The organism is Streptomyces yunnanensis, assembly GCF_029011865.1.
Lineage (GTDB): Bacteria > Actinomycetota > Actinomycetes > Streptomycetales > Streptomycetaceae > Streptomyces > Streptomyces yunnanensis.
The window spans coordinates 5,178,283-5,203,092 of sequence record NZ_CP095749.1 but is presented as its reverse complement, the minus strand read 5'-3'; the positions used below and the strand labels follow the sequence as shown (position 1 = coordinate 5,203,092).

Below are 24,810 nucleotides of genomic sequence, written 5' to 3'. Positions count from 1 at the left end.
AAACGACCTGCCCGGAGCGTCGCACCGATCCCTGCCGTCGGCCCCGCCCACTCGGCGCCCGCTCCGTGCCCGGATCAGCCCATGACGGGCAGCAGGTCGCCGAGGTCGGCCCGTTCGCCGCTGGCGCTGACCGTCGCCGCGTCCACCGCGGCGGCCCAGGCCAGCCGGCCGGTGGCCAGCCGTATCCAGGTCAGCGGGTCGGTCTCGACGACGTTGGGCGGGGTGCCGCGGGTGTGCCGGGGGCCCTCGACGCACTGCACCACGGCGAACGGCGGCACCCTGACCTCGACCGATCCGCCGGGCGCCCGGGCGGCCAGCGCGTCGGCCAACAGCCGGGTGGTGGTGGCCAGGGCGTGCCGGTCGAAGGGGATCTCCTGGCCGAGGGCGTCGGCCAGGTCGTCGGTGTGCACGACGAGTTCGAGGCAGCGGGTGACGAGATGGTCGCCGAGCAGCATCGCGGCGGGCCGGCAGGCGATGACCCGGTCGTCCGGCTCGGACGGCACCGTCGCGGCGTACTCCTCGGCGGCGCGCTCCAGCAGCTCCACCGGGTCGCTCCCGGCCGCGAGTTCGCGGACGGACTCGGCGGCGCCGGCGGCGAACCGCGCGGTCATGGACGGCCAGTCCTGGAGAGTGAGCTCCGCCGCGGCCGGGGCCGGCAGCCGCAGGGCGCGGGCCGCACTGCCGACCGCTATGGACAGATGCGCAACCAGCTCCCGCACCGTCCAGTCGCCGAGCCGGGTCGGCAGCGCCAACTGCTCGGATGTCAGGGCCCCGACGACCCCGCGGACGTGGGCGCACTGGGCGGTGACGGCGGCGCGGGTCTTGGCCGGGTCGTACCGGCGGGCACGCGGTGCGCGGGCAGCAGGAGACATACACCCAGCGTAGGCGGCACCACCGACAGCCGGCTCGGAATTCCGCGCGCCGGCCCGGGCGGCCGGGCGTCGGCCGCAACGGCGGAGCGGCCCGCCAGGCACTCCTGGCGGGCCGCTCCGGCACGGACACAACGGGGCGCGCATCCGGCCCCGTTGGCACCGCGCTAGGCGATCAGCCCCGGGATGGTCGCCTCATGGGCCGCCCGCAGCTCGGCCAGCGGGATGCTGAACTGCTCCTGGAGGGCGAACTCGTCGCCGTCGACGACACCGATCCGGGTGGCCGGCAGGCCCCGCGCACCGCACATGTCGGTGAAGCGGAGCTCCTCGCTGCGCGGCACCGAGACGATCGCCCGGCCCGCCGACTCGGAGAAGAGGAAGACGAACGGGTCCACCGCGTCGGGGACGACCACCCGGGCGCCCTTGTCGCCGCGCAGGCACGACTCCACCAGCGCCTGGACCAGGCCGCCGTCGGAGAGGTCGTGCGCCGCGTCGATCATGCCGTCGCGGGAAGCCGAGATGAGGATCTCGGCGAGCAGCCGCTCACGCTCCAGGTCGACCTTCGGCGGCAACCCGCCGAGGTGCTCGTGCACCACCTGCGACCAGGCCGAACCGCCCAGTTCCTCGCGGGTGTCGCCGAGGAGGTAGAGCAGCTGGCCCTCCTCCGCGAAGCCGACCGGCGTGCGGCGGGTGACGTCGTCGATGACACCGAGCACCGCGACCACCGGGGTCGGGTGGATCGCCACGTCACCGGTCTGGTTGTACAGCGAGACGTTGCCGCCGGTGACCGGCGTGCCCAGCACCTGGCAGCCGTCCGCGAGACCGCGGGTGGCCTCGGCGAACTGCCACATCACCGCCGGGTCCTCGGGCGAACCGAAGTTCAGGCAGTCGGAGATCGCCAGCGGCCGGGCGCCGGAGGCGGCGACATTGCGGTACGCCTCGGCCAGCGCCAGCTGCGCGCCGGCGTACGGGTCGAGCTTGGCGTACCGGCCGTTGCCGTCGGTGGCGACCGCGACGCCGAGGTTGGTCTCCTCGTCGATCCGGATCATGCCCGAGTCCTCGGGCTGCGCCAGCACGGTGTTGCCCTGCACGAAGCGGTCGTACTGGTCGGTGATCCACGCCTTGGACGCCTGGTTGGGCGAGCCGACCAACCGGAGCACCTGGGCGCGGAGTTCCGCGGCGTCCGCCGGGCGCGGCAGCGCGGCGGCGTCGTCGGCCTGGAGGGCGTCCTGCCACTCCGGGCGGGCGTACGGCCGGTGGTAGGTCGGGCCCTCGTGGGCGACCGAGCGCGGCGGGACGTCCACGATCTGCTCGCCGTGCCAGAAGATCTCCAGCCGCGAGCCGTCCGTCACCTCACCGATGACGGTGGCGATGACGTCCCACTTCTCGCAGATCTCCAGGAAGCGGTCGACCTTGTCCGGCTCGACGATCGCGCACATCCGCTCCTGCGACTCGCTCATGAGGATCTCCTCGGGCGAGAGCGAGGAGTCGCGCAGCGGAACGGTGTCCAGCTCGACCCGCATGCCGCCGGAGCCGGCGCTGGCCAGCTCGCTGGTGGCACAGGACAGCCCGGCGCCGCCGAGGTCCTGGATGCCGGCGACCAGCTTCTCCCGGAAGATCTCCAGGGTGCACTCGATGAGGAGCTTCTCCTGGAACGGGTCGCCGACCTGGACGGCGGGCCGCTTGGTGGGCTTGGCGTCGTCGAAGGTCTCGGAGGCCAGCACCGAGACGCCGCCGATGCCGTCGCCGCCGGTCCGGGCGCCGTAGAGGATGACCTTGTTGCCGGCGCCGGACGCCTTCGCCAGGTGGATGTCCTCGTGCTTCATCACGCCCACGCAGAGGGCGTTGACCAGCGGGTTGCCCTGGTAGCAGGGGTCGAAGACGACCTCGCCGCCGATGTTGGGCAGGCCCAGGCAGTTGCCGTAGCCGCCGATGCCCGCGACCACGCCCGGCAGGACGCGCTTGGTGTCGGGGTGGTCGGCGGCGCCGAACCGCAGCGGGTCCATCACGGCGACCGGGCGGGCGCCCATCGCCAGGATGTCGCGGACGATGCCGCCGACGCCGGTGGCCGCGCCCTGGTAGGGCTCGATGTACGAGGGGTGGTTGTGCGACTCGACCTTGAAGGTGACCGCATAGCCCTGGCCGACGTCCACGACGCCGGCGTTCTCCCCGATGCCGACGAGCAGCGTGTCGTTCTCGGGGGCCTTCTCGCCGAACTGCTTCAGGTGGACCTTGCTGCTCTTGTAGGAGCAGTGCTCGGACCACATCACCGAGTACATGGCCAGCTCGGCGCCGGTAGGACGCCGGCCGAGGATCTCCCGGATCCGCGCGTACTCGTCCTGCTTGAGACCGAGTTCGGCCCAGGGCTGGTCGGCTTCCGGGGTCTCGGCTGCGTGCTTGACGGTGTCGAGGCTCATGCGTTGACCAGCTTCTTCAAGATCGAGGTGAAGAACCCGAGGCCGTCGGTGCGGCCGGTGCCGATGAGCGGCTCGACGGCGTGCTCGGGGTGCGGCATCAGGCCGACGACATTGCCCGCCTCATTGGTGATGCCGGCGATGTCGCGGAGCGAACCGTTGGGGTTTCCGTACCCGTCGGCGGTCGGGCCGTCGGTGAGGTAGCGGAAGGCCACCCGGCCCTCGGCCTCCAGCATGTCCAGCGTCCGCTCGTCGGCGACATAACGGCCGTCGATGTTCTTCAGCGGAATGCTGATCTCCTGGCCCTGCGCGTAGTCGCTGGTCCAGGCGGTCGTGGCGTTCTCCACCCGCAGCTTCTGGTCGCGGCAGATGAAATGCAGGTGGTTGTTGCGCAGCATCGCACCGGGCAACAGGTGGGTCTCGGTGAGGACCTGGAAGCCGTTGCAGATGCCCAGGACCGGCATCCCCGCCCGGGCCTGTTCGATCACGGTCCCCATCACCGGCGAGAACCGGGAGATCGCGCCGGCCCGCAGGTAGTCACCGTACGAGAAGCCGCCGGGCAGGACCACGGCGTCGACCTGGTGGAGGTCCTTGTCGCGGTGCCACAGCGGCACCGCCTCGGCCCCGGCCGCCCGGACCGCGCGCTGGGTGTCGCGGTCGTCGAGCGTGCCGGGAAAAGTGATGACTCCGACCCGAGCGGTCATGACTCGGCCCGCGCGGCTTCGTCGACCCGGACGGTGAAGTCCTCGATGACGGTGTTGGCGAGGAAGGTCTCGGCCATTTCATGGATGCGGGCGAGGGCGGCGTCGTCGACCGGACCCTCCACCTCAAGTTCGAAACGCTTGCCCTGACGGACGTCGGCGATCCCCTCGAAGCCCAGGCGTGGCAGTGCGCGCTGCACCGCCTGCCCCTGCGGGTCGAGGATCTCCGGCTTGAGCATGACGTCGACTACGACGCGTGCCACTGGCACTCCCGGTGGTGTGGTGCGTAAGGCGGTGACCTCACAGTACCGTGTTCGAAAATCTACGCGCATAGATATACGGTGCACCTGATCACGAGCCGGTATCACCGGGAGTGCCCGCAAGGAAAAATCTCCGAAAAGAACGGGGGGCCGGATTGCGACGGGACACGCTGACGAAATTAAATGGGCTTCACAATGCAATGCCCATCGCTGTACAAATGAAAAAGCATTGATCCCAATCAGCCGGATCCGGAGCATCACCCCATGTCAACAAGGGGTTGCTCCACGAAAGGACCGATATCCGTGGCGCAGCGCGTAGTAGTAACGCTCTCCGATGACATCGACGGAGGAGAAGCCGCAGAGACGGTCATCTTCGGTTTGGACGGGAAGTCGTACGAGATCGACCTCAATCCCGCCAATGCGAAGAAACTGCGCGGCGCCCTCGCTCCGTACGTGGAGGCCGGCCGCAAGCGGGCCAAGTCCGGCAAGACCTTCCACCGGACCGCGGTGACCCCGGACCCGGCCGCGGTGCGCGCCTGGGCCCGCTCCCACCAGATGGACGTCCCGCCGCGCGGCCGCATCCCCAAGAAGGTCTACGAAGCCTTCAACGCGGCCAACCACTAACCGACTTCGCACCGTCCGCGGGTCCGCACACCGCCGACTTGCACAGCACCCCTACTGATCAGCTAGAGTCTGGAGCACGCCGAGGGGCGAGGCCGAAAGGCCGGGTCCCGAGGAGTCACGCGGGTGTAGCTCAGTAGTAGAGCGCCCCCTTTCCAAGGGGGAGGCGCAGTGTGCAATCCCTGTCACCCGCTCTGACAGTTCAACCGGTCCAAAGGATCAGGTAGAGTAGCTGTCGCGCCACTGGGTGAAAGCCGAGTGGATGCCTGCGGACGTAGCTCAGTTGGTAGAGCGCAACCTTGCCAAGGTTGAGGTCGCGAGTTCGAGCCTCGTCGTCCGCTCAGAGAAAAGGCCCCGGTCCTTGAGATCGGGGCCTTTGTCGTTTTCCCGACCGAAAAGCCGGACGGCTCCGGGGATCACGACCGGCACTGGCCGGCGCTCGCCCGCGGGCACCCTCGGAACTTTCCCCGGGAAATCGCGGGGTGGGCGGCGCGCGCGGTCGGACGGGCGGTGGCACGGCGTGTGGCGGTCGACACATTGCCGGGGTGGGCGCCGGGGCCGGGGGCGGGTGCGGGCGCCGGGGACGGAAGGTCGGGCGGGGGCGCGACGCGCCGGTCGAACGGTGCGGTGCCGACCGGGAGTTGCGCGGCGCGCGGCGGGGCCGGGGCGCGGGGTGCGGCGGGGGCGGAGCGCCGGGCGGGTGCGGGCCCGGGGAGCGGCGGCGGGGGCCGGAACGCAAAGGCGCGCAACGGCGGGCGGGAAGTTGGCTATAGTAGGGCTCGCACCGCGCGGCGGCGACCGGAACGGAAGCCAGGCACGGAGCCTGCGGACGTAGCTCAGTTGGTAGAGCGCAACCTTGCCAAGGTTGAGGTCGCGAGTTCGAGCCTCGTCGTCCGCTCAGAGAAAAGGCCCCGGTCCTCGTGACCGGGGCCTTTTTCATGGGCCGGTGCCGGCGGGCGGCGCCGGCACCGGGGTGTCGGATCGGGTGCGACCTAGAACCAGGATTGGCCGGTGAGGCGTTCGTACGCCTCCAGGTACTTGGCGCGGGTGCGGTCGACGATCTCCTGCGGGAGGGGCGGCGGGGGCTGCTCGCCGGTGCGGTCCCAGTCGGCGGCGGGCGAGGTCAGCCAGTCGCGGACGAACTGCTTGTCGAAGGAGGGCTGGGGGCGGCCCGGCTGCCACTGGTCGGCGGGCCAGAAGCGCGAGGAGTCGGGGGTGAGGACCTCGTCGGCCAGGGTGAGCCGCTCCCCGTGGAAGCCGAACTCGAACTTGGTGTCGGCGAGGATCAGGCCGCGCTCGCGGGCGATGTCGCGGGCCCGGCCGTAGACCGCGAGGGTCAGCTGGCGGAGCTGGGCGGCGGTCTCGGCGCCGACCTGGCGGGCGACCTCCTCGTAGGAGACGTTCTCGTCGTGGTCGCCGACCGCGGCCTTGGTGGCCGGGGTGAAGATCGGGGCGGGGAGTTCGGAGCCGTCGGTCAGGCCCTCGGGGAGCGCCAGTCCGCAGACCGTGCGGGACTCCCGGTACTCGGCGAGGCCGGAGCCGGTGAGGTAGCCGCGGGCGACGCACTCCACCGGGACCATGGCGAGGGAGTGGCAGACGAGGGTGCGGCCGGCCCAGTCGGCGGGGGCGCCCTCGGGGACCTCGGTGGACAGGACGTGGTGCGGGACCAGGTCGGAGAGCTGGTCGAACCACCACAGGGACAGCTGGGTCAGCACCCGGCCCTTGTCGGGGATCTCGGTGGGGAGCACCCAGTCGTAGGCGGACATGCGGTCGCTGGCGACCATGACCAGGTCGCCGGCGGCGTTCTGGTAGAGGTCGCGCACCTTGCCGGTGTGCAGGTGGGTGAGTCCCGGGACCTGCACGGGCTCGGGCTTTTCTACGAATCCGGACACGCTGCCTCCGCGTAGGTTGATCCAGGAGTCCTGGTGATTCTCCCGTATGCACCGGGGCGGCTCTGCCGCAGGGTCGCCGTCGGGGGCCGTGCACACACCCCGGGAGGGTCAAGCGGAGGACCGGGCTCCGGGGCGGAGGAGCACTGCGAGGGAGAGGAGGGCCAGGGCCGCGACGCCGGTGAGGATCGTCGACGGGGCAAACGCGCCGGTGAGCAGGGTCACCCCGTACGGGGTGAGGAAGCCCAGGTAGCACAGGGCCCAGAAGCGCGCGGTGAGGCGGGCCAGGTGGTGCGGGGACGCCAGGGCGGCGACCTCGGTCAGGCCGTAGGCCACGCACAGGCCGTAGCCGGCGCCGAGCAGGGCGGCGGCGAACAGGGCCACCACCGGCTGCGCGTGGGCCACCGCCAGGGCGCCGGTCAGCAGGCCGACGGCGGTGACGAGCAGGCCGGTGGCGGCGGTGGCGAGCCGGTGCCGGGCGCTCAGCCGGCGGGCGAGCGGGGCGACGAGGAGGCCGGCGCCGGGGGTGACGGCGGTGATGATCCCGGCGTAGACGGTCTGCCAGCCGTGCAGGCGGCCGTCGACGAGGGCGGGGAGGACGGCGAAGGCTATGGAGGGGGCGGCGAAGACCCAGGGGGCCACCGGGACGACGAGGCGGCGGAAGGGGGCGCGGTGGGCGGGGGCGGCGGGCTCGGCGACCGCGGTGTGCGGGCCCCGGGGCGGGGCGGTCTCGGGGGCGCGGGCGGCGCTCAGCGCCGCGGCGGCGGACAGCACCAGGTGCGGGACGTAGGCCAGGACCATCGGGAGCGGGGCCCACTGGGCGATCAGGGAGGCGGCCAGGCCGCCCGTGGCGAAGCCCGCGGAGAGGAAGAGGCCGGAGCGGCGGGCCGCGGCGCCGGGGCTGGGGGCCGTGCCGTACGGCGGGGTGGAGAGCTCCTTGATCCAGACGCTGCCGGCGGTGAGCAGGGTGCCCGCGCCGACGCCGGTCAGGAAGCGGCCGGGCCACAGCAGCGCGGGGACGGCCGGGCCGGCCATCAGCAGGCAGGTCGCCAGGGCCGAGAGGCCCAGGGCGGCGCGGGCGACCCGCCGGCGGCCGTGGCGGTCGGCGAGCGGGCCGCCCACGAGGAGGGCGGGGATCAGGCCGAGGACGTAGACGGCGAAGAGGGCGGTGGTGGTGGCGGCGGTCAGACCGAGATGGGCGCGGTAGGCGCCGAGCAGGGAGGAGTACTGGTTGGCGCTCCACCCGGAGGCGGTCATCAGCCAGCCGGCGCGGAGCCAGTGGCGGGGGGCGGGGGCCGCGGTGGCGACCGCTTCGCCGACCCGGGCCGTCGGGGTGTGTGACACGGACATGGAGGACGTTGTACGGCGCGGGCGGGTGGGCGCGCCGCCCGCGTTCAGGAAATGTGAACGGCCCGAGAACGGAGCTTCGGCCTCGGCCTATCGTGGCCGGTATGGATCTGCGCCGGCTGTCTTCCTTCCTGGCGGTGGTCGAGGAACAGCACTTCGGGCGGGCCGCGACCCGGTTGTTCCTGTCGCCGGCCGCCGTCACCCAGCACGTGCAGCAACTGGAGCGGGAGTTCGGGACGCGGCTGCTGGACCGCGGCCGGGGCCCGGTGGTGCCGACCGTCGCCGGACAGCGCCTGGTGTCGCACGCCCGGACGCTGCTGGCCGCCGCGAACGCCGCGGCGGCGGACGTGGCCGAGGCCGTCCGGGGCCGGCCGTCGCCGGGCCACGGGCTGCGGGTCGGGGTGATGAGCCACGGGTCGGCGGAGGTGACCCCGGCCGCGGTGAACGCGTTCCGCAGGGCCCGGCCGGACGTGCCGGTGTCGCTGGTGCAGCTGAACTTCACCGAGCACTGCAGCGCGCTGCGCGAGGACCGGGTGGACGTGGCGTTCGTCCGGCCCCTGGTGCGGGCCGAGGGCATCGAGGTGGACGTCCTGACGACCGAGCAGCGGATCGTGGCGGTCTCCGCGCGGTCGCCGCTGGCGGACGCGGCGCGGGAGGGGGTGCGGACCGCGGACATCATCGACCTGCCGTTCCTGCGGCTGCCGGCGCGCACCCCGCGGCCGTTCGTCGACTACCTCTACTTCCAGGAGGGCGAGCGGCGGGCGCCGGACTGTGCGCTGAACCCGCACGATGTGCTGACGAGCGTGGCGGCGGGGCGCGGGGCGGGCTCCGGGCTGAAGTCCTTCGCCCGGTACTACCCCTGGCCGGGGACGGTGTTCGTGCCGGTGCTGGACGCGCCGAGCGCGCAGAGCGTGCTGGCGACGCGGGCCGGGGATCCCCATCCGGAGGTGCGGATCTTCCGGGCGCTGACGGTGGCGCTGGCACGGGAGTTGGGGGAGTACGCGGCGCGGTAGCGCGAGCCCCGGGCGGGAGCGCGGCGCGCGGGCCCGACGGCCGGCAGACGGGAGTTTGACGGCAGGCCCTAGGGCGCTTCTGACGGATCTCCGCGGCGTCGCGGCGATCCGTCAGAAGCGCCCTAGTCGCGTTTGCAGATCCGGTCGAGGAGGTTGGCCGTGGCGCGCTGGACGCGCTGGTCGATGTGGCCGGGGCGGTCCAGGGCGGGCGACCAGGCGAAGGTGCCGGAGGAGAAGACCAGGGCGCCGCTGGGCGCGCGGTACAGGGACGTCTCCTGGTGGCGGCGGGCGCCCTCGCCGTCGCGGTACGGGGAGTGGGAGAGCAGGATGCGGCGGGTGTGCGCGGGGAGGCTGGTGCGCGGGAAGTAGCGGTCGGCCTCACCGGCGACCAGGCCGGGGAGTTCGTCGCCCTCGTGGGCGCCGGTGGCCTCCCAGAGCCAGTGGTCGGCGTTGCGCACGACCAGGGGGGCGGGCTCGGGGACCCGGCCGGCGTACTGGATGCCCATCAGCCGCTGCTCGGGATTGCCGAGTTCGCGCCAGAGGGCCGGCCGGCCGGGTCCCTGGCGTTTGCGGCAGGTGAGCAGGGAGTCGGGGCCGGCCGGCGACGGGGAGAGCTCCACCTGCCAGTACAGGGTGTTGGCGGAGAGGAAGACCAGGGAGGTGCCGCTGTCCCGGGCGGCCTCCACCGTGCGGCGCATGGGCACCGACCAGTACTCGTCGTGGCCGGGGAAGACCAGGCCGCGGTAGCGGGTGGCGTCCACCCGGCCGGCGTGCAGGTCGCGGGCGTCGGCGTAGGCGAGGTCGTAGCCGTAGCGCTCGGCCCAGCGGATGAAGTCGTAGGCGTGGCCGACATGGAGGGGGAGGCCGGCGCCGGCGTAGGGGCGGTCGAAGGAGACGGTGGTGGCGGCGTCCCGTTCGCCGAGGAGGGCGCCCTTCTCGTCCCAGGCGTGGTAGAGGCTGGCGCCGGTGCGGCCGTCCTCGGGGTAGAGGTTGTACGCCTGCCAGGTGATGTCGGGGAGCAGCAGCAGGAGGTCGGCGGGCTGGTCGTCGCGGACCGTGAAGGGGATGTGGGAGCGGTACCGGCCGTCGGCGGTGGTCAGGACGGCCACGTAGGCGCCGAGTTGCCAGTACGTGGGGACCTGGAGGCGCCAGGACAGCCACCAGTGGTGGCAGGAGACGGTGCGGTCGACGAGCAGCGGGGCCGGTTGGACGATGCCGGCGAGGCGGGGGCTGGTGGTGATCTTGGCGGCGCCGGCGCCGGCGTAGTGGCCGATGCGGTAGACGTCGATGCTGAAGGGCTGCGGCGGGTCGACCGAGACCCGGAAGTCGATGGCCTCGCCGGGGGCCACCGCGCCGGGAACGGCGAAGCCCTTGATCTGGCGGTGGACGTCGTCGGCGGTGCGCGGGCCGTTGTGCTTGCGGGGCGCGGGCAGCCGCAGGTCGCCGTGGGCGATCGCGGGATCGACGTACCAGGGGATGATCCGGCCGGAGTCGAAGTAGGTCTCGCTGCCGCGCAGCCAGGGCAGCGGGCCCTGTCCGAACGGATCCGTGACCGCGTGGGCGAGGGCGCCCGATTCCCAGCGCCTGATCTGTTCCGTCGCCACCTTCCACTCCCCTCCCGCGTCCCCCATGGCCGCGGCCGACCGGGCCTTACCCATCCCCCAGCACATCACATTACGCACTCACTTCGTCACCCTTCGTCGTGAATTTAGGTGCCCTTGCCCCGAAGCGCGAACTGGAAGGGAACATTCAGCCGGCCCGGCGGTCGCCGGGCGCCGGGCTCAGGCCAGCCGGACCGGCTTCTCCGGGCGGACGCCGACGCGGTGCAGCCAGCCGCGGAGCGGTTCGGCGTCGCCGTCGTCGACCAGGCTGAGGACGGGGCGGCCCAGGTCGGCGCGGCGGGCGCCGTCCACGAGGAGGGCCGGGCCGTCGAGCCAGTCCAGGCCGGGGGCGGCGCCGGCGGTGTCCACCGCGGCGCAGCAGACCATCGCCGTGACGTGGTCGGCGAGGAGTTCGCGGGCCGTGCGGGGCGGTTGCAGGGGGAAGAGCGGGAGGCCGCCGTCGGCCAGGCCGTCGCCCCAGGCGATGTCGGTGCCGCCGGTGCCGCCGCCGGCGGTCTTCGTCGCGCCGTCCCGAACGGCCTGGCGGGCGGCCGCCTCGCGCTCCTCGCGGGCGACCTCGGCGCCGAGCCGGGCGGCGAGCAGATCGCCGGCGTCGGTGTCGCGGGCCAGCCGGTCGATGACCCGGGCCAGGGTCGGGGCGACGGGCGGGGCGGCGGCCGAGAGCCCGGGGGCGGCGTCGAGCGTCCGGGGAAGGCCCGCGGGGTGATGGGCGGCGGGTGTACGGGCACGGGCGCCGGCGTAGGTGAGGGGCGGCGCGGGGGCGGCGGGGCGGTCCGGCGCACGGGACGCGTCCGGGGCCTCCGGGGCGAGGTCGACGGCGGTCGGTGGGAGGGCGTCGAGGACGCGGTGCAGCCGGGCGGCCTCCAGGCGCCACTTCCGGTCCACGATCTCCTGTGGGTACTGCTGCCAGCCGACCGGCGACCAGTCCGGGCCGGGCTCGGCCGGGCCGCCGTGGAAGAGCCGGGCGGCCAGCAGGGAGGCGGCGCGGTCGATGGTGCCGGGCTCCTCCAGGAGGTCGCAGGCGGGCCGCTCGCCGAGGCGGGAGGCGAACCCCTCGGCGAGGCGGTCCCGGCGGGAGAGCTCGGTGAGCGCGGAGACCACGCCGGCGTCCAGCCGGGAGGGCCAGCGGCCCAGGCGCCAGGCGGGCAGCGCGACCCGGGTCAGCAGGCGGTCCCAGCCCGCGTACGCCAGGCCGACCTGCTCCTGGGCGACGATCCGCAGGCCGTAGTCGACGCCCTGGGCGCGCTCGGAGGCGGCGGCGGCGACCCCGCGCTCCATGAGCGTGGCGTGCTCGCGGGCGGCGCGCAGCAGCAGCCGGGCGACCCGGCCGACGAAGCGGAGCGGGAGGGTGCGCAGCGGGCCCCGGGCGCGGGCGGCGACCCCGGCGGCCGCGTCCAGCCCGCGGATGAAGCGGCGGGCGGCCGCTATGTCCGGGTGCGCGGACGGGCCGGTGCCGGCGACGACGGGGGCGAGCAGGGCGCGCAGCTCGGCGACCCGCATCCACCACAGGAACGGCGAACCGATGACCAGGACCGGGGCCTCGGGAGCCCGGCGGCCGGCCCGCGGCGGGCCGTGGGCGCGGTGCGTGCGGTCCTCCAGCCAGCTGTCGCAGTCCGGGGTGAGCGCTATCGCCGAGGGGGCCGGGACGTCGAGGCGGTCGGCCAGATCGCGGACCAGGCGGTAGAGATCCGGGGCGGCGTCCTCGGCGATCGGCACGGAGGGGCTGAGCGCGGGGCGGGCGCGGGTGACGACGACGGAGACCAGGGCGGCCAGCACGAGGCTGAGCACGGTGAGTCCGCCGACCGCCCAGCGGGCGACCGCCCAGCCGCCCTCGGTGCCGAGCCGGCCGGTGGCGCCGCCCACGAGGAGCACCACGGCGGCCGCGGCCGGCAGCAGGGCCACCGCCAGCGCCGCACCGCGGACGCGGAGCACCGCGAGGGCGCGGGCACGCGCCACCAGGACGCCTGTTTCCGGACTTGCCACGAGCCTGTACACCCCCTGCGGTCCTGACGGGACGGGACGGAAGAACGCGGGACGGACGGACGAACGACGGTCGTGCGGTGTGCGGGCGGGAGAGCGTGCCCGCTCCCCACCACTGTGGCACCGGCCACTGACATCGCAATGTCGGTGGGCCAGTTGCCGGACGCGGCCGGGGTGGCGACCCCGGATTCCGGCACCGCGACCGCAGGACGCTTGCGCGGCACCATAGTTGGGGGTGCGGGGTTCGTCAGCTGGATACCCGCATGGTCACTCGATGGAATGGCTTTGGGTAAAGCCGTGAACCGACAGCGGGCGGATCTGGGCTGCTCCCGGCGGACGGAAAGGCCCATGACGCACCTGAGGCATATGTCGGGGAAATGACATATGCCTCAGGTGTCGTGGTCGTCGCGGCAGCGGCCGGCGAGCGGCAGGGAGCGGTCGGGCACCGCCCCGCGCTACTCCCCCGCCGCCGCCTTCGCGGCGATGTCGGTGCGGTGGTGCGAACCGTCCAGGGAGATCCGGCCGACGGCGCGGTAGGCGCGCTCCCGGGCGGTGGCCAGGTCGGCGCCGGTGGCCGTGACGGACAGCACCCGGCCGCCCGCGCTGAGCACCGCGCCGGACGCGTCGCGCCGGGTCCCGGCGTGCAGCACGTAGGCGTCGGGGGCGTCCTGCTCCGCGACCTCCGCCAGGCCCTCGATCGGGTCGCCGGTGCGCGGGGTGCCCGGATAGTTGTGGGAGGCGATGACGACGGTGACCGCGGCGCCGTCGTCCCAGCGCAGCGGCGGGAAGGCTGCCAGGGCACCGGTGGCGGCGGCGTACAGCAGGCCGGCCAGCGGGGTCTTCAGACGGGCCAGCACGACCTGGGTCTCCGGGTCGCCGAAGCGCGCGTTGAACTCGATCACGCGGATCCCGCGGGAGGTGATCGCCAGGCCCGCGTAGAGCAGCCCCGAGAAGGGGGTGCCGCGGCGCCGCAGCTCGTCGACGGTGGGCTGCAGGACGGTCTGCAGCACCTCGTCGACCAGCTTGGGGTCGGCCCAGGGCAGCGGGCTGTAGGCACCCATGCCACCGGTGTTGGGGCCCGCGTCGCCGTCGTGGGCGCGCTTGAAGTCCTGGGCGGGCTGGAGCGGGACGACGGTCTCGCCGTCGGTGACGGCGAAGAGCGAGACCTCCGGGCCGTCGAGGAACTCCTCGATGACCACGCGGTCGCAGGCCAGCGCATGGGCGCGGGCCTGCGCGACGTCCTCGGTGACGACGACGCCCTTGCCGGCCGCCAGGCCGTCGTCCTTGACGACGTACGGGGCACCGAAGGCGTCCAGGGCGTCGTCGATCTCCTCCGGGGTGGTGCAGACGTAGCTGCGGGCGGTCGGCACGCCCGCGGAGGCCATCACGTCCTTGGCGAACGCCTTGGAGCCCTCCAGCTCGGCGGCCTGCCCCGAGGGGCCGAAGACCGGGATGCCGCGCTCGCGCACCGCGTCCGCGACGCCCGCCACCAGCGGGGCCTCGGGGCCGACGACGACGAGGTCGGCCGCCAGGTCGACGGCGAGGTCGGCCACCGCCCGGCCGTCGAGGGCGTCGACCCCGTGCAGTTCGGCCACCTCGCCGATGCCGGCGTTGCCGGGGGCGCAGTGCAGCGCGGTGACGTCGGGGTCGAGGGACAGAGAGCGGCACAGGGCGTGTTCGCGGGCGCCGCCGCCGATGACGAGGACCTTCACGGGGTGCAGCCTAGACGAACGCACCAACCGACCGACCGCCGGGCGTGCCCCGATCGCACAAGCGCGGCCCCGGGCCGGAAACCGCCGGTGCCGGCGGCGTCCACCGGCGTACACCGGCACCGCGGCAACTCTTTCGGGTGAGATTCGCGAACGCCCTATACCGGATCCCGCACCACTTCCGGGCGGAAACCGGGCGATCTTGGGACAGAGGCCAGCCGTTCGGCGGTAGGAAAGGAGCGGTGCGCGGATCTTGCGTAGGCCATGCGCGCACCCCACGGATCCGCGTACGAGGGAGCGCACGGGTGAGTCAGCCGGAGATGCAGCCCGAGGGGCCCCCTTGGGGCGAGGGCGGGCCCGACCGGGGTCGCGGGCGGTCCCCGGACCGCCACCGGAACCAGGGCCGGCCGGGGCGGCGCCCCGCCGGCCCGCTCCGGGGTCGCGGCGACCTCGTGGGGCGGGCGTTCCCGCACGGCGACTGGGGGGAACCGGGCAACCGGCTGGACGCGCTGTACCTGTGGAGCGAGGAGGGTGCGCTGCGCACCGCCGACTGGTACCTGCGCGACCGGCTGACCAAGCGCCGCGGGGCGCGAGCGCTGCGGCTGGGGGCCGCCGCCGGGGTGACCGCGGGCGGCGCGCTGCCGTTGCTCGACCTCGCCGGCGTCTGGGAGCACGGGGCGCCCTGGGGCGCGCTGACGCTGCTGCTGGCGGCCGTGTGCGTGGGCTGCGACCGGTACTTCGGGGTGACCGCGGGCTGGATGCGGGACCTGGCCACCGCGCAGGCGATCCACCGGCGGCTGGAGGCGCTGCAGTTCGACTGGGCGACGGAGAGCGTGCGGGAGGTGCTGGGGCCGACGGAGGGCACCGCGAGCGAGGCGGCGGAGCGCTGCCTGGGCGTGCTGCGGCGGTTCAACGAGGACATCGGGGAGTTGGTCCGCACGGAGACGGCGGACTGGATGGTGGAGTTCCGGTCCGCCCCGCTGCCGCAGGCCACGCATGCGGTGCTGCCGTGGGCGGGGGCGCGGCCGGAGGGCCCGGGGCAGTCGGGGCGGTTCCTGCGGCCGCCCGGCACGCGGCCGAACATGCCGCGGCAGCGGCCGCCGGAGGCCCCGCGCTGAGCGCGGACCGGCCGGGTGCCCGGCGGGGCCGGGGCGGGGCGCCCCGCCGGTCCGGTGCGCTCAACTGAAGACGATCATGGAGCCCTGGCCGAGGCTCCGGGTGGCGGCGGCGTGCAGCCCGAGCCAGACGTGCCGTTCCCGGGCGAACGGGCCGTCGTCCAGGGGCACCTCGGTGGCCCGTTCCTCCAGGGAGGTGGGGCCGGCCGGCGGCGCGGGGGCGGCCGGCGGGTTGGCCGGGTCGATGCCCAGCGCCGGGGCGACCAGTTCGAGGTCCCGCAGCAGTCCGTGGGAGGAGCCCAGCGGGCCGCCGCCGGCCAGCAGTTCCTCGGTGGCGAGCGGGTGCGGGAAGTCGACCGGGACGTACGCGCCCGCGTGGTCGTAGTGCCAGACCAGGTGGGACTGCTGCGCGGTGGTCTCGAACATCTCCAGCAACTGCTCGTAGTCGCCGCCGAGTTCGTCGACCGGGGTCACCTCCAGACCGCACAGCCGCAGCAGGTAGGCGCGGCGCAGGAAGTGCAGCGCGTCGTAGTCGAAGCCGGCGACCGGCGCCACGTCGCCGGACAGGCCCGGCATGTAGCTGAAGACCGGGATCTCCGGCAGGCCGGCGCCCACCAGGGCGTCGTTGTAGGCGGCGATCTCTTCGGAGAACGGGTTGTCGGGGCTGTGGCACAGCACGTCGACGAGGGGTACCAGCCACAGATCACATGCCACGGGTGAGGGCTCGCTTCCGGTCGGGGACAGAGGGCACCGGCGCACGTACAGCCACGGGTACGGCCCATTACGGCCGATGGTCGGGACAGCGTAGTGCTAGCCGGCCGTTCCCACGAGAGCAAGGGAGTGCTCGTTGTACTCCGCGATCAGCCGCTGGGCGTCCGGCAGGTCGTGCCGCAGCAGGGCGTCGGCCAATTCGCTGTGGCCGTGCCACAGACGGCCCCGCAGGCGCGGATCGCGGCGCAGCAGCGGCACCGCGAACATCCAGGTCTGGACGCGGATCCGGTCCAGGAAGTCGCTGATGTAGGGGTTCTGGACGATGCCGCTCAGCTCGCGCCAGAACCGCAGGTCGTAGCCGATGAGGACGTCCAGGTCGCCGGCCCGGGCGGCGCGTTCGGCCTCCTCGGCGCGACGGCGGATGGAGATCAGCACCTCGGCGGGGGTGGCCAGCAGGGCCCGTTCGGCGTTGCTGCGGAAGATGCCCTCGATGATCAGGGTGCGGGCCTCGACCATGGCGCGGAAGTCGTCGGCGGTGTAGGCGTGCACCTTGAAGCCGCGGTGCTGTTCGACGTCGAGCAGGCCCTGGGCGCACAGGTCGAGCAGCGCCTCGCGCACCGGCGTCGCGGAGACGCCGTACTGGTCGGCGATCTCCTTGACGGTGAAGGGGTGGCCGGACGGCAGCCGGCCGGCCAGGATCTCGTCGCGCAGCGCGTCGGCGATCTGCTCGCGCAGGGTGCTGCGTCGTATCACTGAGCTGTCCGGGCCCGGGGCCATTCGGTGCGTCTCCTTCGACGTCCACGACCGCGGTGGCAGCGGCCCTCCCCACCATAGGCGAGGCGATTGTCGTGGTTTCACGTGAAGCGTTTCACGTGAAACCACGCGGCCCCCGTCCACGAGGGGCGGGGGCCGCGCGGAGCTGTCGCCCGGCGGGCGGGGCTCAGACGGTGTGCGCGTCGGCGACGGTCAGGGCCGCGTCGAGGGCGGCCAGGCCCTCCTTGGCCTCGGCCTCGGTGATGGTGCACGCCGGGACGACGTGGGTGCGGTTCATGTTCACGAACGGCCACAGGCCGCCGCGCTTGCAGGCCGCGGCGAACTCGGCCATCGGGGCGTTGTCGGCGCCGGCCGCGTTGTAGGGCACCAGCGGCTCGCGGGTCTCCTTGTTGCGGACCAGGTCCAGGGCCCAGAAGACGCCCAGGCCGCGGACCTCGCCGACCGAGGGGTGGCGCTCGGCGATCTCGCGCAGCGCCGGGCCGATGACCTTCGCGCCGATCTCCGCGGCGTTCTCCACGATCCGCTCCTCGGCCATCGCGTTGATCGTGGCGACGGCGGAGGCGCAGGCCAGCGGGTGGCCGGAGTAGGTGAGGCCGCCGGGGTAGGGGCGCTGGTCGAAGGTGGCGGCGATCTCGGCGCTGATGGCGACGCCGCCCAGCGGGACGTAGCCGGAGTTGACGCCCTTGGCGAAGGTCAGCAGGTCCGGGGTGACGCCGAAGTGGTCGGCGGCGAACCAGTGGCCCGTACGGCCGAAGCCGGCCATCACCTCGTCGAGGACGAAGACGATGCCGTGGCGGTCGCAGATCTCGCGGACGCCGGCGAGGTAGCCGGGCGGCGGGGTCATGATGCCGGCGGTGCCGGGGATGGTCTCCAGGATGATCGCCGCGATCGACTGGGGGCCCTCGAAGGCGATGGTCTGTTCCAGGTGGGCCAGGGCGCGCTCGCACTCCTGGGCCTCGTTCTCGGCGTGGAACGGCGAGCGGTAGAGGAACGGGCCCCAGAAGTGGACGACGCCGGCCGAGGCGTTGTCGGAGGGCCAGCGGCGCGGGTCACCGGTGAGGTTGATCGCGGCGGCGGTGGCGCCGTGGTACGAGCGGTAGGTGGACAGCACCTTGGGGCGGCCGGTGTGCAGCCGGGCCATCCGGACGGCGTTCTCCACCGCCTCGGCGCCGCCGTTGGTGAAGAAGATCTTGTCGAGGTCGCCGGGGGTGCGCTCGGCGATCAGCCGGGCGGCCTCGGAGCGGACGTCCACGGCGAAGCCCGGGGCGAGCGTGCACAGCTTCCCGGCCTGCTCCTGGATGGCCGCGACGACCTTGGGGTGCTGGTGCCCGATGTTGGTGTTGACCAGCTGGGAGGAGAAGTCGAGGTAGCGGTTGCCGTCGTAGTCCCAGAAGTACGAACCCTCGGCACCGGCGATCGGCAGCGGGTCGATCAGGCCCTGGGCGGACCAGGAGTGGAAGACGTGCGCGCGGTCGGCGGCCTTCACGGCGGCGCCGGAGGGGGGCACCTCCCGTGCCGTCGAGGCTACGGGGGAAGGGTCGGAGGGCAACGTGCTCACGGTCAGTACCTCGGATCGGTCGCGGGAGTCCGTCGCTGGACAGGAACGGCGAACGGCTCCCAGCGTAAGGATCACGGTGCGCTGACCGGTACCGACACTGTGTATGGCGCTCACCACGCGCGCGGACAGAATGTCTACGGTCCTGTAGGAAACTCCAGGGATGCCCGGGGGTGGGGTGACTGCCCCCGGGCATCGTCAGGATCCGCGGCGCCCAGTGCGCGCCGCTGCCCCGCGCACGGCCTCAGGCCGCCGTGGCGGCGGGGAAGGCGGTCCGGACCGGGCCGCGCCAGTGGTTGGCGTACAGGTGGGGGCGGAGCGCCGACAGCCCGCCGCAGTACTTGGTGAAGTCCGCGGCCTGGACGCCGCATCCGGTCAGCAGCCGGTCGGCCTCGGTGAGCCGGCCGGAGGTCTTGGTCTCGACGACGACCAGGCCGCCGTCGGCCCGCACGGTGCGGCCGGTCTCCAGGTCGCGGCAGACCAGCGCGGCGTCGCAGGTGACGCGCTGGCCGTCGGCGACGAAGGTGGCCCGTTGGTAGTCGGTCTCGATGGAGCGGCCCAGTTCGGTGGGGGCCTCGATGCCGTAGGAGCGGTCGAGCACGGCGGCGAGGAAGTCGCGCGGGGCCGGGCCGAGGGCCGGGTCGCCGGGCATCAGTGGACGGCGGTGCTTGACCGTCCGGCCGTGCTCCCCCTTGAGCTTGACCTCGAACTGCCGCTCACCGGTGTCCGCGTAGAGCCGCTCGCGGATCTTGAAGCGGAGCAGGTTGTTCCGTCGGTGGTCGTGGAAGGAGCGCAGGTCGGGGGTGTCGTAGTAGACGGACTGGTAGCGGAACCAGCGGCGGCCGTTGATGCACAGCGCCGCGAACGGGCCGCCGGGGCGGCGACGGTCGGTGAGTTCGGCCGCGAAGTCGGCGAAGACGTCGACCGGGACGAGGTAGGTGGTGCTGAAGCGGGCGAGGAGTTCGGCGCGGGCCTGGACCTCGGCCAGCGGGACGGGGCGGGCGGCCATGGCGGCGCGCGCGATGGCTCGTACGGCGGGTATCACACGGTCTCCTTGCGGAAAGGGGGACGGGGGATCGTGCGGGTCCTGTCGTCGCTCTCTGCGGTTTTTCTCCTTTCTTTACGATCGATAACCCCGGAGAGTTCCGTGTCGCGGAATCAGTCATCCATTACGTCAGTTCCCGGACAGCGCAGGCCCGTTGACGCGGCGTCGGCCGAGCTGCCCGGCACGCTGGCGGCGGGGCGGTGGCCACCTCGTGGACGGCGGCGCCCCAACCGCCTCTACGGGCGCGCGCCTTGGCCGAATACCGCCCCACCGGCCGTGCGCGCGGCCTCGATATCCTCACCGCGGACGAGCGGACGCTCCCGTGGGGCGGAGGCGGGGGAAAGTCGGGCAAAGGGCGGGGGACCATGGCACAGCAGAGACCGGCGGGGCAGCGGGGACGGGGCGGACGGCTCGGAGGGCTGGCACCGCTGGGCGCGCACGACCCCCAGTGGATCGGCGACTACCGCCTCCTCGGGCGGCTCGGCGAGGGCGGCATGGGCCGGGTGTTCCTGGCCCGTTCGGACCGCGGCCGGACCGTCGCGGTCAAGTTGGTGCGCGCGGAACTGGCCCACGAGGAGGAGTTCCGGGCCCGCTTCCGCCGCGAGGTGCGGGCCGCCCGCAAGGTGGGCGGGGAGTGGACCGCGCCCGTCCTGGACGCGGACACCGAGGCCGAGACCCCGTGGGTGGCCACCGGCTACATCGCCGGCCCCTCCCTCCAGCAGGCGGTCGGCGGGCACGGCCCGCTGCCCGAGCGCACGGTGCGGATCCTGGCCGCCGGGCTGGCCCGCGCGCTGCACTCCGTCCACGCCGCCGGCATCATCCACCGCGACCTCAAGCCGTCCAACGTCCTGTTGACCCTCGACGGCCCGCGGGTCATCGACTTCGGCATCGCGCGGGCCCTGGAGGGCGTCGGCGTCAGCGGGGTGACGCAGACCGGATCCGCGGTCGGCTCCCCCGGTTTCATGGCGCCCGAACAGGTCCGCGGCGAGCCGCTCACGCCCGCCTGCGACGTCTTCTGCCTCGGCTCGGTACTGGTCTACGCGGCCACCGGCCGCCAGCCGTTCGGCACCGAGACGACCCTGCCGCACGCGATGATGTACCGCATCGCCGAAGAGGAGCCGGACCTGACCGCGCTCCCCGAGGGACTGCACGACCTGGTCACGGCATGCCTGGCCAAGGACCCCGCGCGGCGCCCCGCGCCCGAGGAACTGGTGGCCCGGGCGGAGGCCGGCCCGGACGCGGCCGGGTCGGGCGAGGACGAACCGTGGCTCCCGGGGGCGCTGATCGCCCGCCTGGGGCGGCACGCCGTGGAGCTCCTGGAGGCAGAGAACCCGCAGGACGGCGCGGTCCCGGCGACCGCCGTCCGGCCGCACGGGACGTCCGCCACGGCTCCGGCCACGGTGGCGCCGCCGGCCGGCCCGTCCCCGGCGCGCCGCCGCCGCAAGGGCCGGGCACTGCTGGCCGCTGCCGTGCTGGTGCTGGCCGGGGCGGGCACCGCCACCGGGTACGCGCTGCTGGGCGGCTCGGACGGCAGCGCCGCCGCCACCGAGCAGGGCGCCACGAGCCGGCCCTCGGCCCCCGGGGGCATCCCGGCCGACTACCTGGGCATCTGGTCGACGACGGTGGGCGACTCCACCGTGGACGTCCGCCGCTTCACCCTCGTCCAGGGCAAGCCCGGCGAGACCGTCCTCCGGATGCAGGCCACCGGCCCCACCTACGACTGCCGTTTCGCGGCGACCCTGGAGAGCGTCGGCCCGCCGGTGCGGCTCGGCCCGTCCACCGTGGTCTCCGGCCCGCCCGACACCTGCCGTCCCGGTTCCCGCAGCACCCTGGAGCTGATCGCCGGGCAGCTGCGGCGGACCTTCGACGACGCGGGCGGCCTGGCGCCGCTGCTGTACGCGAAGAAGGGGTGACGGCAGGGGCACCAGGCCCCCGCCGCCACCCCTGGCGTCAGGTGTCCCCGACGGGGACCGGACCGCTACGGGCGCGCCGCGCGGCCCACCGGACGGCTCACGACAGGAACGAGTTGATCTCGATCGTCTCGTCCCGGCCCGGCCCGACGCCGATCGCGGAGATCGGGGCGCCCGACATCTCCTCCAGCGCCTTGACGTACGCCTGGGCGTTCTTCGGCAGGTCGGAGAAGGTCTTGGCCTGGGTGATGTCCTCGGACCAGCCCGGCAGCATCTCGTAGATCGGCTTCGCGTGGTGGAAGTCGGTCTGGCTGTAGGGGAGTTCCTCGACGCGCTTGCCGTCGATCTCGTAGGCCACGCAGACCGGGATCTGCTCCCAGCCGGTGAGGACGTCGAGCTTGGTGAGGAAGAAGTCCGTCAGGCCGTTGACGCGGGTGGCGTAGCGGGCGATCACCGCGTCGAACCAGCCGCAGCGGCGGTCCCGGCCGGTGGTGACGCCGCGCTCGCCGCCGATCCGGCGCAGCGCCTCGCCGTCCTCGTCGAACAGCTCGGTCGGGAACGGACCGGCGCCCACCCGGGTGGTGTACGCCTTGAGGATGCCGATGACCCGGCTGATCTTCGTGGGGCCGACGCCCGCACCCGTGCAGGCACCGCCCGCGGTCGGGTTCGAGGAGGTGACGAAGGGGTACGTGCCGTGGTCGATGTCGAGCAGGGTGCCCTGCCCGCCCTCGAAGAGCACGACCTTGTCGTCGTCCAGGGCCTTGTTGAGGATCAGGGTGGTGTCGGCGACATAGCCCTTGATCTTGTCGGCGTAGCCCAGCAGCTCCTCGACGACCTGGCCGGCCTCGATGGCGCGGCGGTTGTAGAGCTTGGTGAGCAGCTGGTTCTTGACGTCGAGGGCCGCCTCGACCTTCTGGGTCAGGATCGACTCGTCGTAGAGGTCCTGGACCCGGATGCCGGTGCGGTTGATCTTGTCGGCGTAGGTCGGGCCGATGCCGCGGCCGGTGGTGCCGATCTTCCGCTTGCCGAGGAAGCGTTCCGTCACCTTGTCGGTGGTGATGTTGTACGGCGTGATCAGGTGCGCGTTACCACTCAACAGCAGCTTGGACGTGTCGACGCCGCGCTCGTTGAGTCCGCTCAGCTCGGAGAGCAGGACCGCCGGGTCGACGACGACGCCGTTGCCGATGACCGGGGTGCACCCCGGCGAGAGGATTCCGGAAGGGAGGAGGTGAAGTGCGTACTTCTGGTCGCCCACGACGACCGTGTGGCCGGCGTTGTTGCCGCCCTGATAACGCACGACATAGTCCACGGACCCACCGAGCAGATCGGTGGCCTTTCCCTTGCCCTCATCACCCCACTGAGCACCGAGCAGCACAAGTGCGGGCACAGGCGTACACCCCTTCCGGGCGGGGCATGTCCAACGTGCGTGGATGGCGCGACGCCCGCGTGTTCACGCGTACGTCGTCGCCGGAGCCGTCGGACCGGTGCCCCGGAATAGACGAAGCCCCTGGCGCAATAGCGCAAGGGGCTCTTGCACCGAGATGCTACCTGAGGAAGGACCGAGGTGTCGGCGCAGTCTTCTGGGCACTCTCCCGCGGACTCCGTTCGGGGGTGCCCCCTGCTTGTGGTCATCGACCCGGTCGCCCGCAGGACGGACGGCGAATCCGTGCGGATCGCGAAGGACGTTCTGTGCGCCGGCGCAGGGGCGAAGATCTGCCTCCCGGAGGGCCCCGAGGAATTCGCCCAGGCGCTGGCCCGGCGCGGTCGGCGGCACCCGGTGGTGGTCGGCGACGACCGGGCGCTGCTGCGGGCGGTGAGCCTGCTCCACCGGGAGCGTGAGCTGGCCGGGGTGCCGCTGTCGATGGTGCCGGTGGGCCCGCCGGAGACGATCGCGCTGAGCCGCGCACTGGGCGTCCCCACGGACGCGGTGGCCGCCGCACGGACCGTCCTGGACGGCGGGGAGCGGCCGATGGACCTGCTCACGGACGACAGCGACGGCATCGTGCTGGGCGGGCTGCGGATCCCGTGCGGCGACGGGGCCGGGGCGCTGCCGGGGTACGCGGCGTACGGCGCGCCCGGGGAGCCTGCGGTGCACGGGGCGACGGGCGGGGTCGCCGGCTATCCGGGGCGGGCCGCGGCCCCCGGGGGCGCGGGGGCCGACGCGGCGGATCCGGGGCACCGGGCCTGGTGGAAGCCGGCCGCCCGGACCGCCCGTACGGCGCTGTCGCTGCTGGCCACGCCCGCTGCCGGCCGGTGGGGCGCGCCCCGGCCCGGCGCGACCGAGGCCGGCGGGGGCCGTCGGGGGCGGGTGCCCGCCCAGCGGCTGCGGCTGCGGATCGAGGCCGACGGGGCGCTGCTGGCGGATCTGGACCGGCCGGTGCGCGGGGTGTCGGTGGTGCCGGGCGCCGGAGGCGTCGGCGACGGGGACGCCGGGGCCGACGACCCTGCGGGGCGACCGGGCGGGCTGGCCGAGGTCGTCGTGCACTGGCCGGGCGAGGAGCGGCCGATACGGGTCCGGGCGCGGGCGGTGACGGTGTCCGGTGCGGACTTCCACTACCGGGCGGACGCGCTGGTCGGCGGGCCGGTGCGGACCCGGACGTGGACGGTGCAGCCCGGGGCCTGGCGGTTGCGGCTGCCGCGGCAGGAGTAGGCGCGGGGTCAGCGCCGCGTGGCCGGGCCGTTCTCCCGCGACGTGCCACCGGCCGCCCACCGGGTGGGCCCGTCCGCCTCGTCCGTGCGGAGCTTTCCGAGGTGGTCGCGCCAGCGTTCCATCATGCCGACGAGCTCGTGCTGCATGAACTCCGTGAAGGCCAGCGTCTCGCCGAGCCGGCGGCCGGCCGCGCTGTCCGGGCCGAGGCTGTCCACGCCCTCCCGGAGCACGTCCTCCCAGCGGGTCAGGATGCTGTCCCGGCGGGCCAGGGCCTCGTACCACTGGTCGCTGTGGACGCGGTAGCGGTCGCGCCGGGAACCGGGCTCGCGCTCGCGGCCGACCATGCCCACCTGGGAGAGGTAGCGGATCGCGCCGGAGACGGCCGCCGGGCTGACCTGGAGCCGTTCGCCCAGTTCGGCGGAGGTCAGGACGCCGGAGTCGGACGCCAGCAGGCAGGAGAAGACGCGGGCCGGCATCCGCTGCATCCCGGCGTCCACCATCTGCGCCGCGAAGCGCTCGACGAACGTCAGGACCGCCTCGTCGTCGCGGGCCGGCCGGCCCGCTCCCCGCTCGTACTGCTCGCTCATGTCCGCATCATCTCCCCTGTTCAGCGCAACATCTCCAA

The 24,810-nt window shown here is 73.7% G+C and carries 20 protein-coding genes and 3 tRNA genes; 8 read left to right on the top strand and 15 right to left on the bottom strand.

Annotation, left to right across the window (positions count from 1 at the left end):
- Positions 1–74: 74 nt before the first annotated feature.
- The 4 genes from MOV08_RS22635 to purS all read right to left on the bottom strand — a co-directional run bounded on the left by MOV08_RS22635 (position 75) and on the right by purS (position 4,247).
- Positions 75–872, bottom strand: a complete 798-nt coding sequence (locus MOV08_RS22635; RefSeq protein ID WP_275308676.1) for a maleylpyruvate isomerase family mycothiol-dependent enzyme — start codon at positions 870–872, stop codon at positions 75–77.
- A gap of 164 nt (positions 873–1,036) precedes the next feature.
- Positions 1,037–3,286, bottom strand: coding sequence for a phosphoribosylformylglycinamidine synthase subunit PurL (gene purL / locus MOV08_RS22630; protein WP_275308675.1), 2,250 nt, complete (start codon positions 3,284–3,286; stop codon positions 1,037–1,039).
- On the bottom strand, positions 3,283–3,987 hold the full coding sequence (purQ, locus tag MOV08_RS22625) for a phosphoribosylformylglycinamidine synthase subunit PurQ (protein WP_102926905.1): 705 nt from the start codon (positions 3,985–3,987) through the stop codon (positions 3,283–3,285). Before purQ ends, purL begins: the two co-directional genes overlap by 4 nt.
- Complete coding sequence (purS, locus tag MOV08_RS22620) at positions 3,984–4,247, bottom strand: phosphoribosylformylglycinamidine synthase subunit PurS (RefSeq protein ID WP_039635018.1); 264 nt, start codon at positions 4,245–4,247, stop codon at positions 3,984–3,986. The genes purQ and purS overlap by 4 nt, the downstream gene beginning before the upstream one ends.
- A gap of 300 nt (positions 4,248–4,547) precedes the next feature.
- Here purS and MOV08_RS22615 point away from each other — a divergent pair, with 300 nt between their 5' ends.
- From MOV08_RS22615 to MOV08_RS22600, 4 genes are all read left to right on the top strand, one after another.
- A complete protein-coding gene (locus MOV08_RS22615) occupies positions 4,548–4,868 on the top strand; it encodes a histone-like nucleoid-structuring protein Lsr2 (RefSeq protein WP_039635016.1) in 321 nt (106 codons plus the stop codon).
- A 119-nt stretch (positions 4,869–4,987) separates the two neighbouring features.
- Positions 4,988–5,059 (top strand) — tRNA-Gly (locus tag MOV08_RS22610).
- A 74-nt stretch (positions 5,060–5,133) separates the two neighbouring features.
- Positions 5,134–5,206, top strand: a tRNA-Gly gene (locus MOV08_RS22605).
- A 484-nt stretch (positions 5,207–5,690) separates the two neighbouring features.
- Positions 5,691–5,763 (top strand) — tRNA-Gly (locus tag MOV08_RS22600).
- Between the two features lie 94 nt (positions 5,764–5,857).
- Here MOV08_RS22600 and MOV08_RS22595 read toward each other — a convergent pair.
- The gene (locus MOV08_RS22595) at positions 5,858–6,757 is read right to left on the bottom strand and encodes a phosphoribosylaminoimidazolesuccinocarboxamide synthase (protein WP_039635014.1); all 900 of its coding nucleotides are present in this window, start codon (positions 6,755–6,757) and stop codon (positions 5,858–5,860) included.
- Between the two features lie 108 nt (positions 6,758–6,865).
- Positions 6,866–8,104, bottom strand: a complete 1,239-nt coding sequence (locus tag MOV08_RS22590) for an MFS transporter (protein ID WP_275308674.1) — start codon at positions 8,102–8,104, stop codon at positions 6,866–6,868.
- 101 nt (positions 8,105–8,205) lie between these two features.
- Between MOV08_RS22590 and MOV08_RS22585 the strand changes: the two genes are divergently transcribed.
- Positions 8,206–9,114: a LysR family transcriptional regulator gene (locus MOV08_RS22585; RefSeq protein ID WP_039635013.1), complete on the top strand. Its 909-nt coding sequence runs from the start codon at positions 8,206–8,208 to the stop codon at positions 9,112–9,114.
- A gap of 122 nt (positions 9,115–9,236) precedes the next feature.
- Here MOV08_RS22585 and MOV08_RS22580 read toward each other — a convergent pair whose 3' ends face one another.
- The 3 genes from MOV08_RS22580 to purD all read right to left on the bottom strand — a co-directional run bounded on the left by MOV08_RS22580 (position 9,237) and on the right by purD (position 14,428).
- Positions 9,237–10,718 (bottom strand): N,N-dimethylformamidase beta subunit family domain-containing protein, encoded by a 1,482-nt coding sequence (locus tag MOV08_RS22580; RefSeq protein ID WP_039641323.1) that lies wholly within the window; start codon positions 10,716–10,718, stop codon positions 9,237–9,239.
- A gap of 177 nt (positions 10,719–10,895) precedes the next feature.
- Positions 10,896–12,719: a hypothetical protein gene (locus MOV08_RS22575; RefSeq protein ID WP_239010116.1), complete on the bottom strand. Its 1,824-nt coding sequence runs from the start codon at positions 12,717–12,719 to the stop codon at positions 10,896–10,898.
- Between the two features lie 452 nt (positions 12,720–13,171).
- Positions 13,172–14,428, bottom strand: a complete 1,257-nt coding sequence (gene purD, locus MOV08_RS22570) for a phosphoribosylamine--glycine ligase (RefSeq protein WP_275308673.1) — start codon at positions 14,426–14,428, stop codon at positions 13,172–13,174.
- Positions 14,429–14,730: 302 nt separating this feature from the next.
- On the opposite strand from purD, the gene MOV08_RS22565 reads away from it, so the two are divergent.
- Positions 14,731–15,543 (top strand): SLATT domain-containing protein, encoded by an 813-nt coding sequence (locus MOV08_RS22565; RefSeq protein WP_039635002.1) that lies wholly within the window; start codon positions 14,731–14,733, stop codon positions 15,541–15,543.
- 60 nt (positions 15,544–15,603) lie between these two features.
- Here MOV08_RS22565 and MOV08_RS22560 read toward each other — a convergent pair whose 3' ends face one another.
- From MOV08_RS22560 to MOV08_RS22545, 4 genes are all read right to left on the bottom strand, one after another.
- A complete protein-coding gene (locus MOV08_RS22560; RefSeq protein WP_039635000.1) occupies positions 15,604–16,254 on the bottom strand; it encodes a hypothetical protein in 651 nt (216 codons plus the stop codon).
- A gap of 96 nt (positions 16,255–16,350) precedes the next feature.
- Positions 16,351–17,028: a GntR family transcriptional regulator gene (locus tag MOV08_RS22555; protein ID WP_039634997.1), complete on the bottom strand. Its 678-nt coding sequence runs from the start codon at positions 17,026–17,028 to the stop codon at positions 16,351–16,353.
- Between the two features lie 163 nt (positions 17,029–17,191).
- On the bottom strand, positions 17,192–18,583 hold the full coding sequence (locus tag MOV08_RS22550; protein ID WP_420834199.1) for an aspartate aminotransferase family protein: 1,392 nt from the start codon (positions 18,581–18,583) through the stop codon (positions 17,192–17,194).
- Between the two features lie 241 nt (positions 18,584–18,824).
- Positions 18,825–19,625 carry a polyphosphate polymerase domain-containing protein gene (locus MOV08_RS22545; RefSeq protein ID WP_275308672.1) on the bottom strand — a complete coding sequence of 267 codons (801 nt, stop codon included), beginning with the start codon at positions 19,623–19,625 and terminating at the stop codon, positions 18,825–18,827.
- Positions 19,626–19,990: 365 nt separating this feature from the next.
- Here MOV08_RS22545 and MOV08_RS22540 point away from each other — a divergent pair, with 365 nt between their 5' ends.
- Positions 19,991–21,538, top strand: coding sequence for a serine/threonine-protein kinase (locus tag MOV08_RS22540; protein WP_275308671.1), 1,548 nt, complete (start codon positions 19,991–19,993; stop codon positions 21,536–21,538).
- A gap of 97 nt (positions 21,539–21,635) precedes the next feature.
- Here MOV08_RS22540 and MOV08_RS22535 read toward each other — a convergent pair whose 3' ends face one another.
- Entirely contained in the window at positions 21,636–22,922 is a 1,287-nt protein-coding gene (locus MOV08_RS22535) for an adenylosuccinate synthase (protein ID WP_039634992.1), read from the bottom strand.
- 237 nt (positions 22,923–23,159) lie between these two features.
- Between MOV08_RS22535 and MOV08_RS22530 the strand changes: the two genes are divergently transcribed.
- Positions 23,160–24,185: a diacylglycerol kinase catalytic domain-containing protein gene (locus tag MOV08_RS22530; protein WP_275308670.1), complete on the top strand. Its 1,026-nt coding sequence runs from the start codon at positions 23,160–23,162 to the stop codon at positions 24,183–24,185.
- An 8-nt stretch (positions 24,186–24,193) separates the two neighbouring features.
- Here MOV08_RS22530 and MOV08_RS22525 read toward each other — a convergent pair whose 3' ends face one another.
- A complete protein-coding gene (locus MOV08_RS22525; RefSeq protein ID WP_275308669.1) occupies positions 24,194–24,772 on the bottom strand; it encodes a GbsR/MarR family transcriptional regulator in 579 nt (192 codons plus the stop codon).
- Positions 24,773–24,810 lie beyond the last annotated feature (38 nt).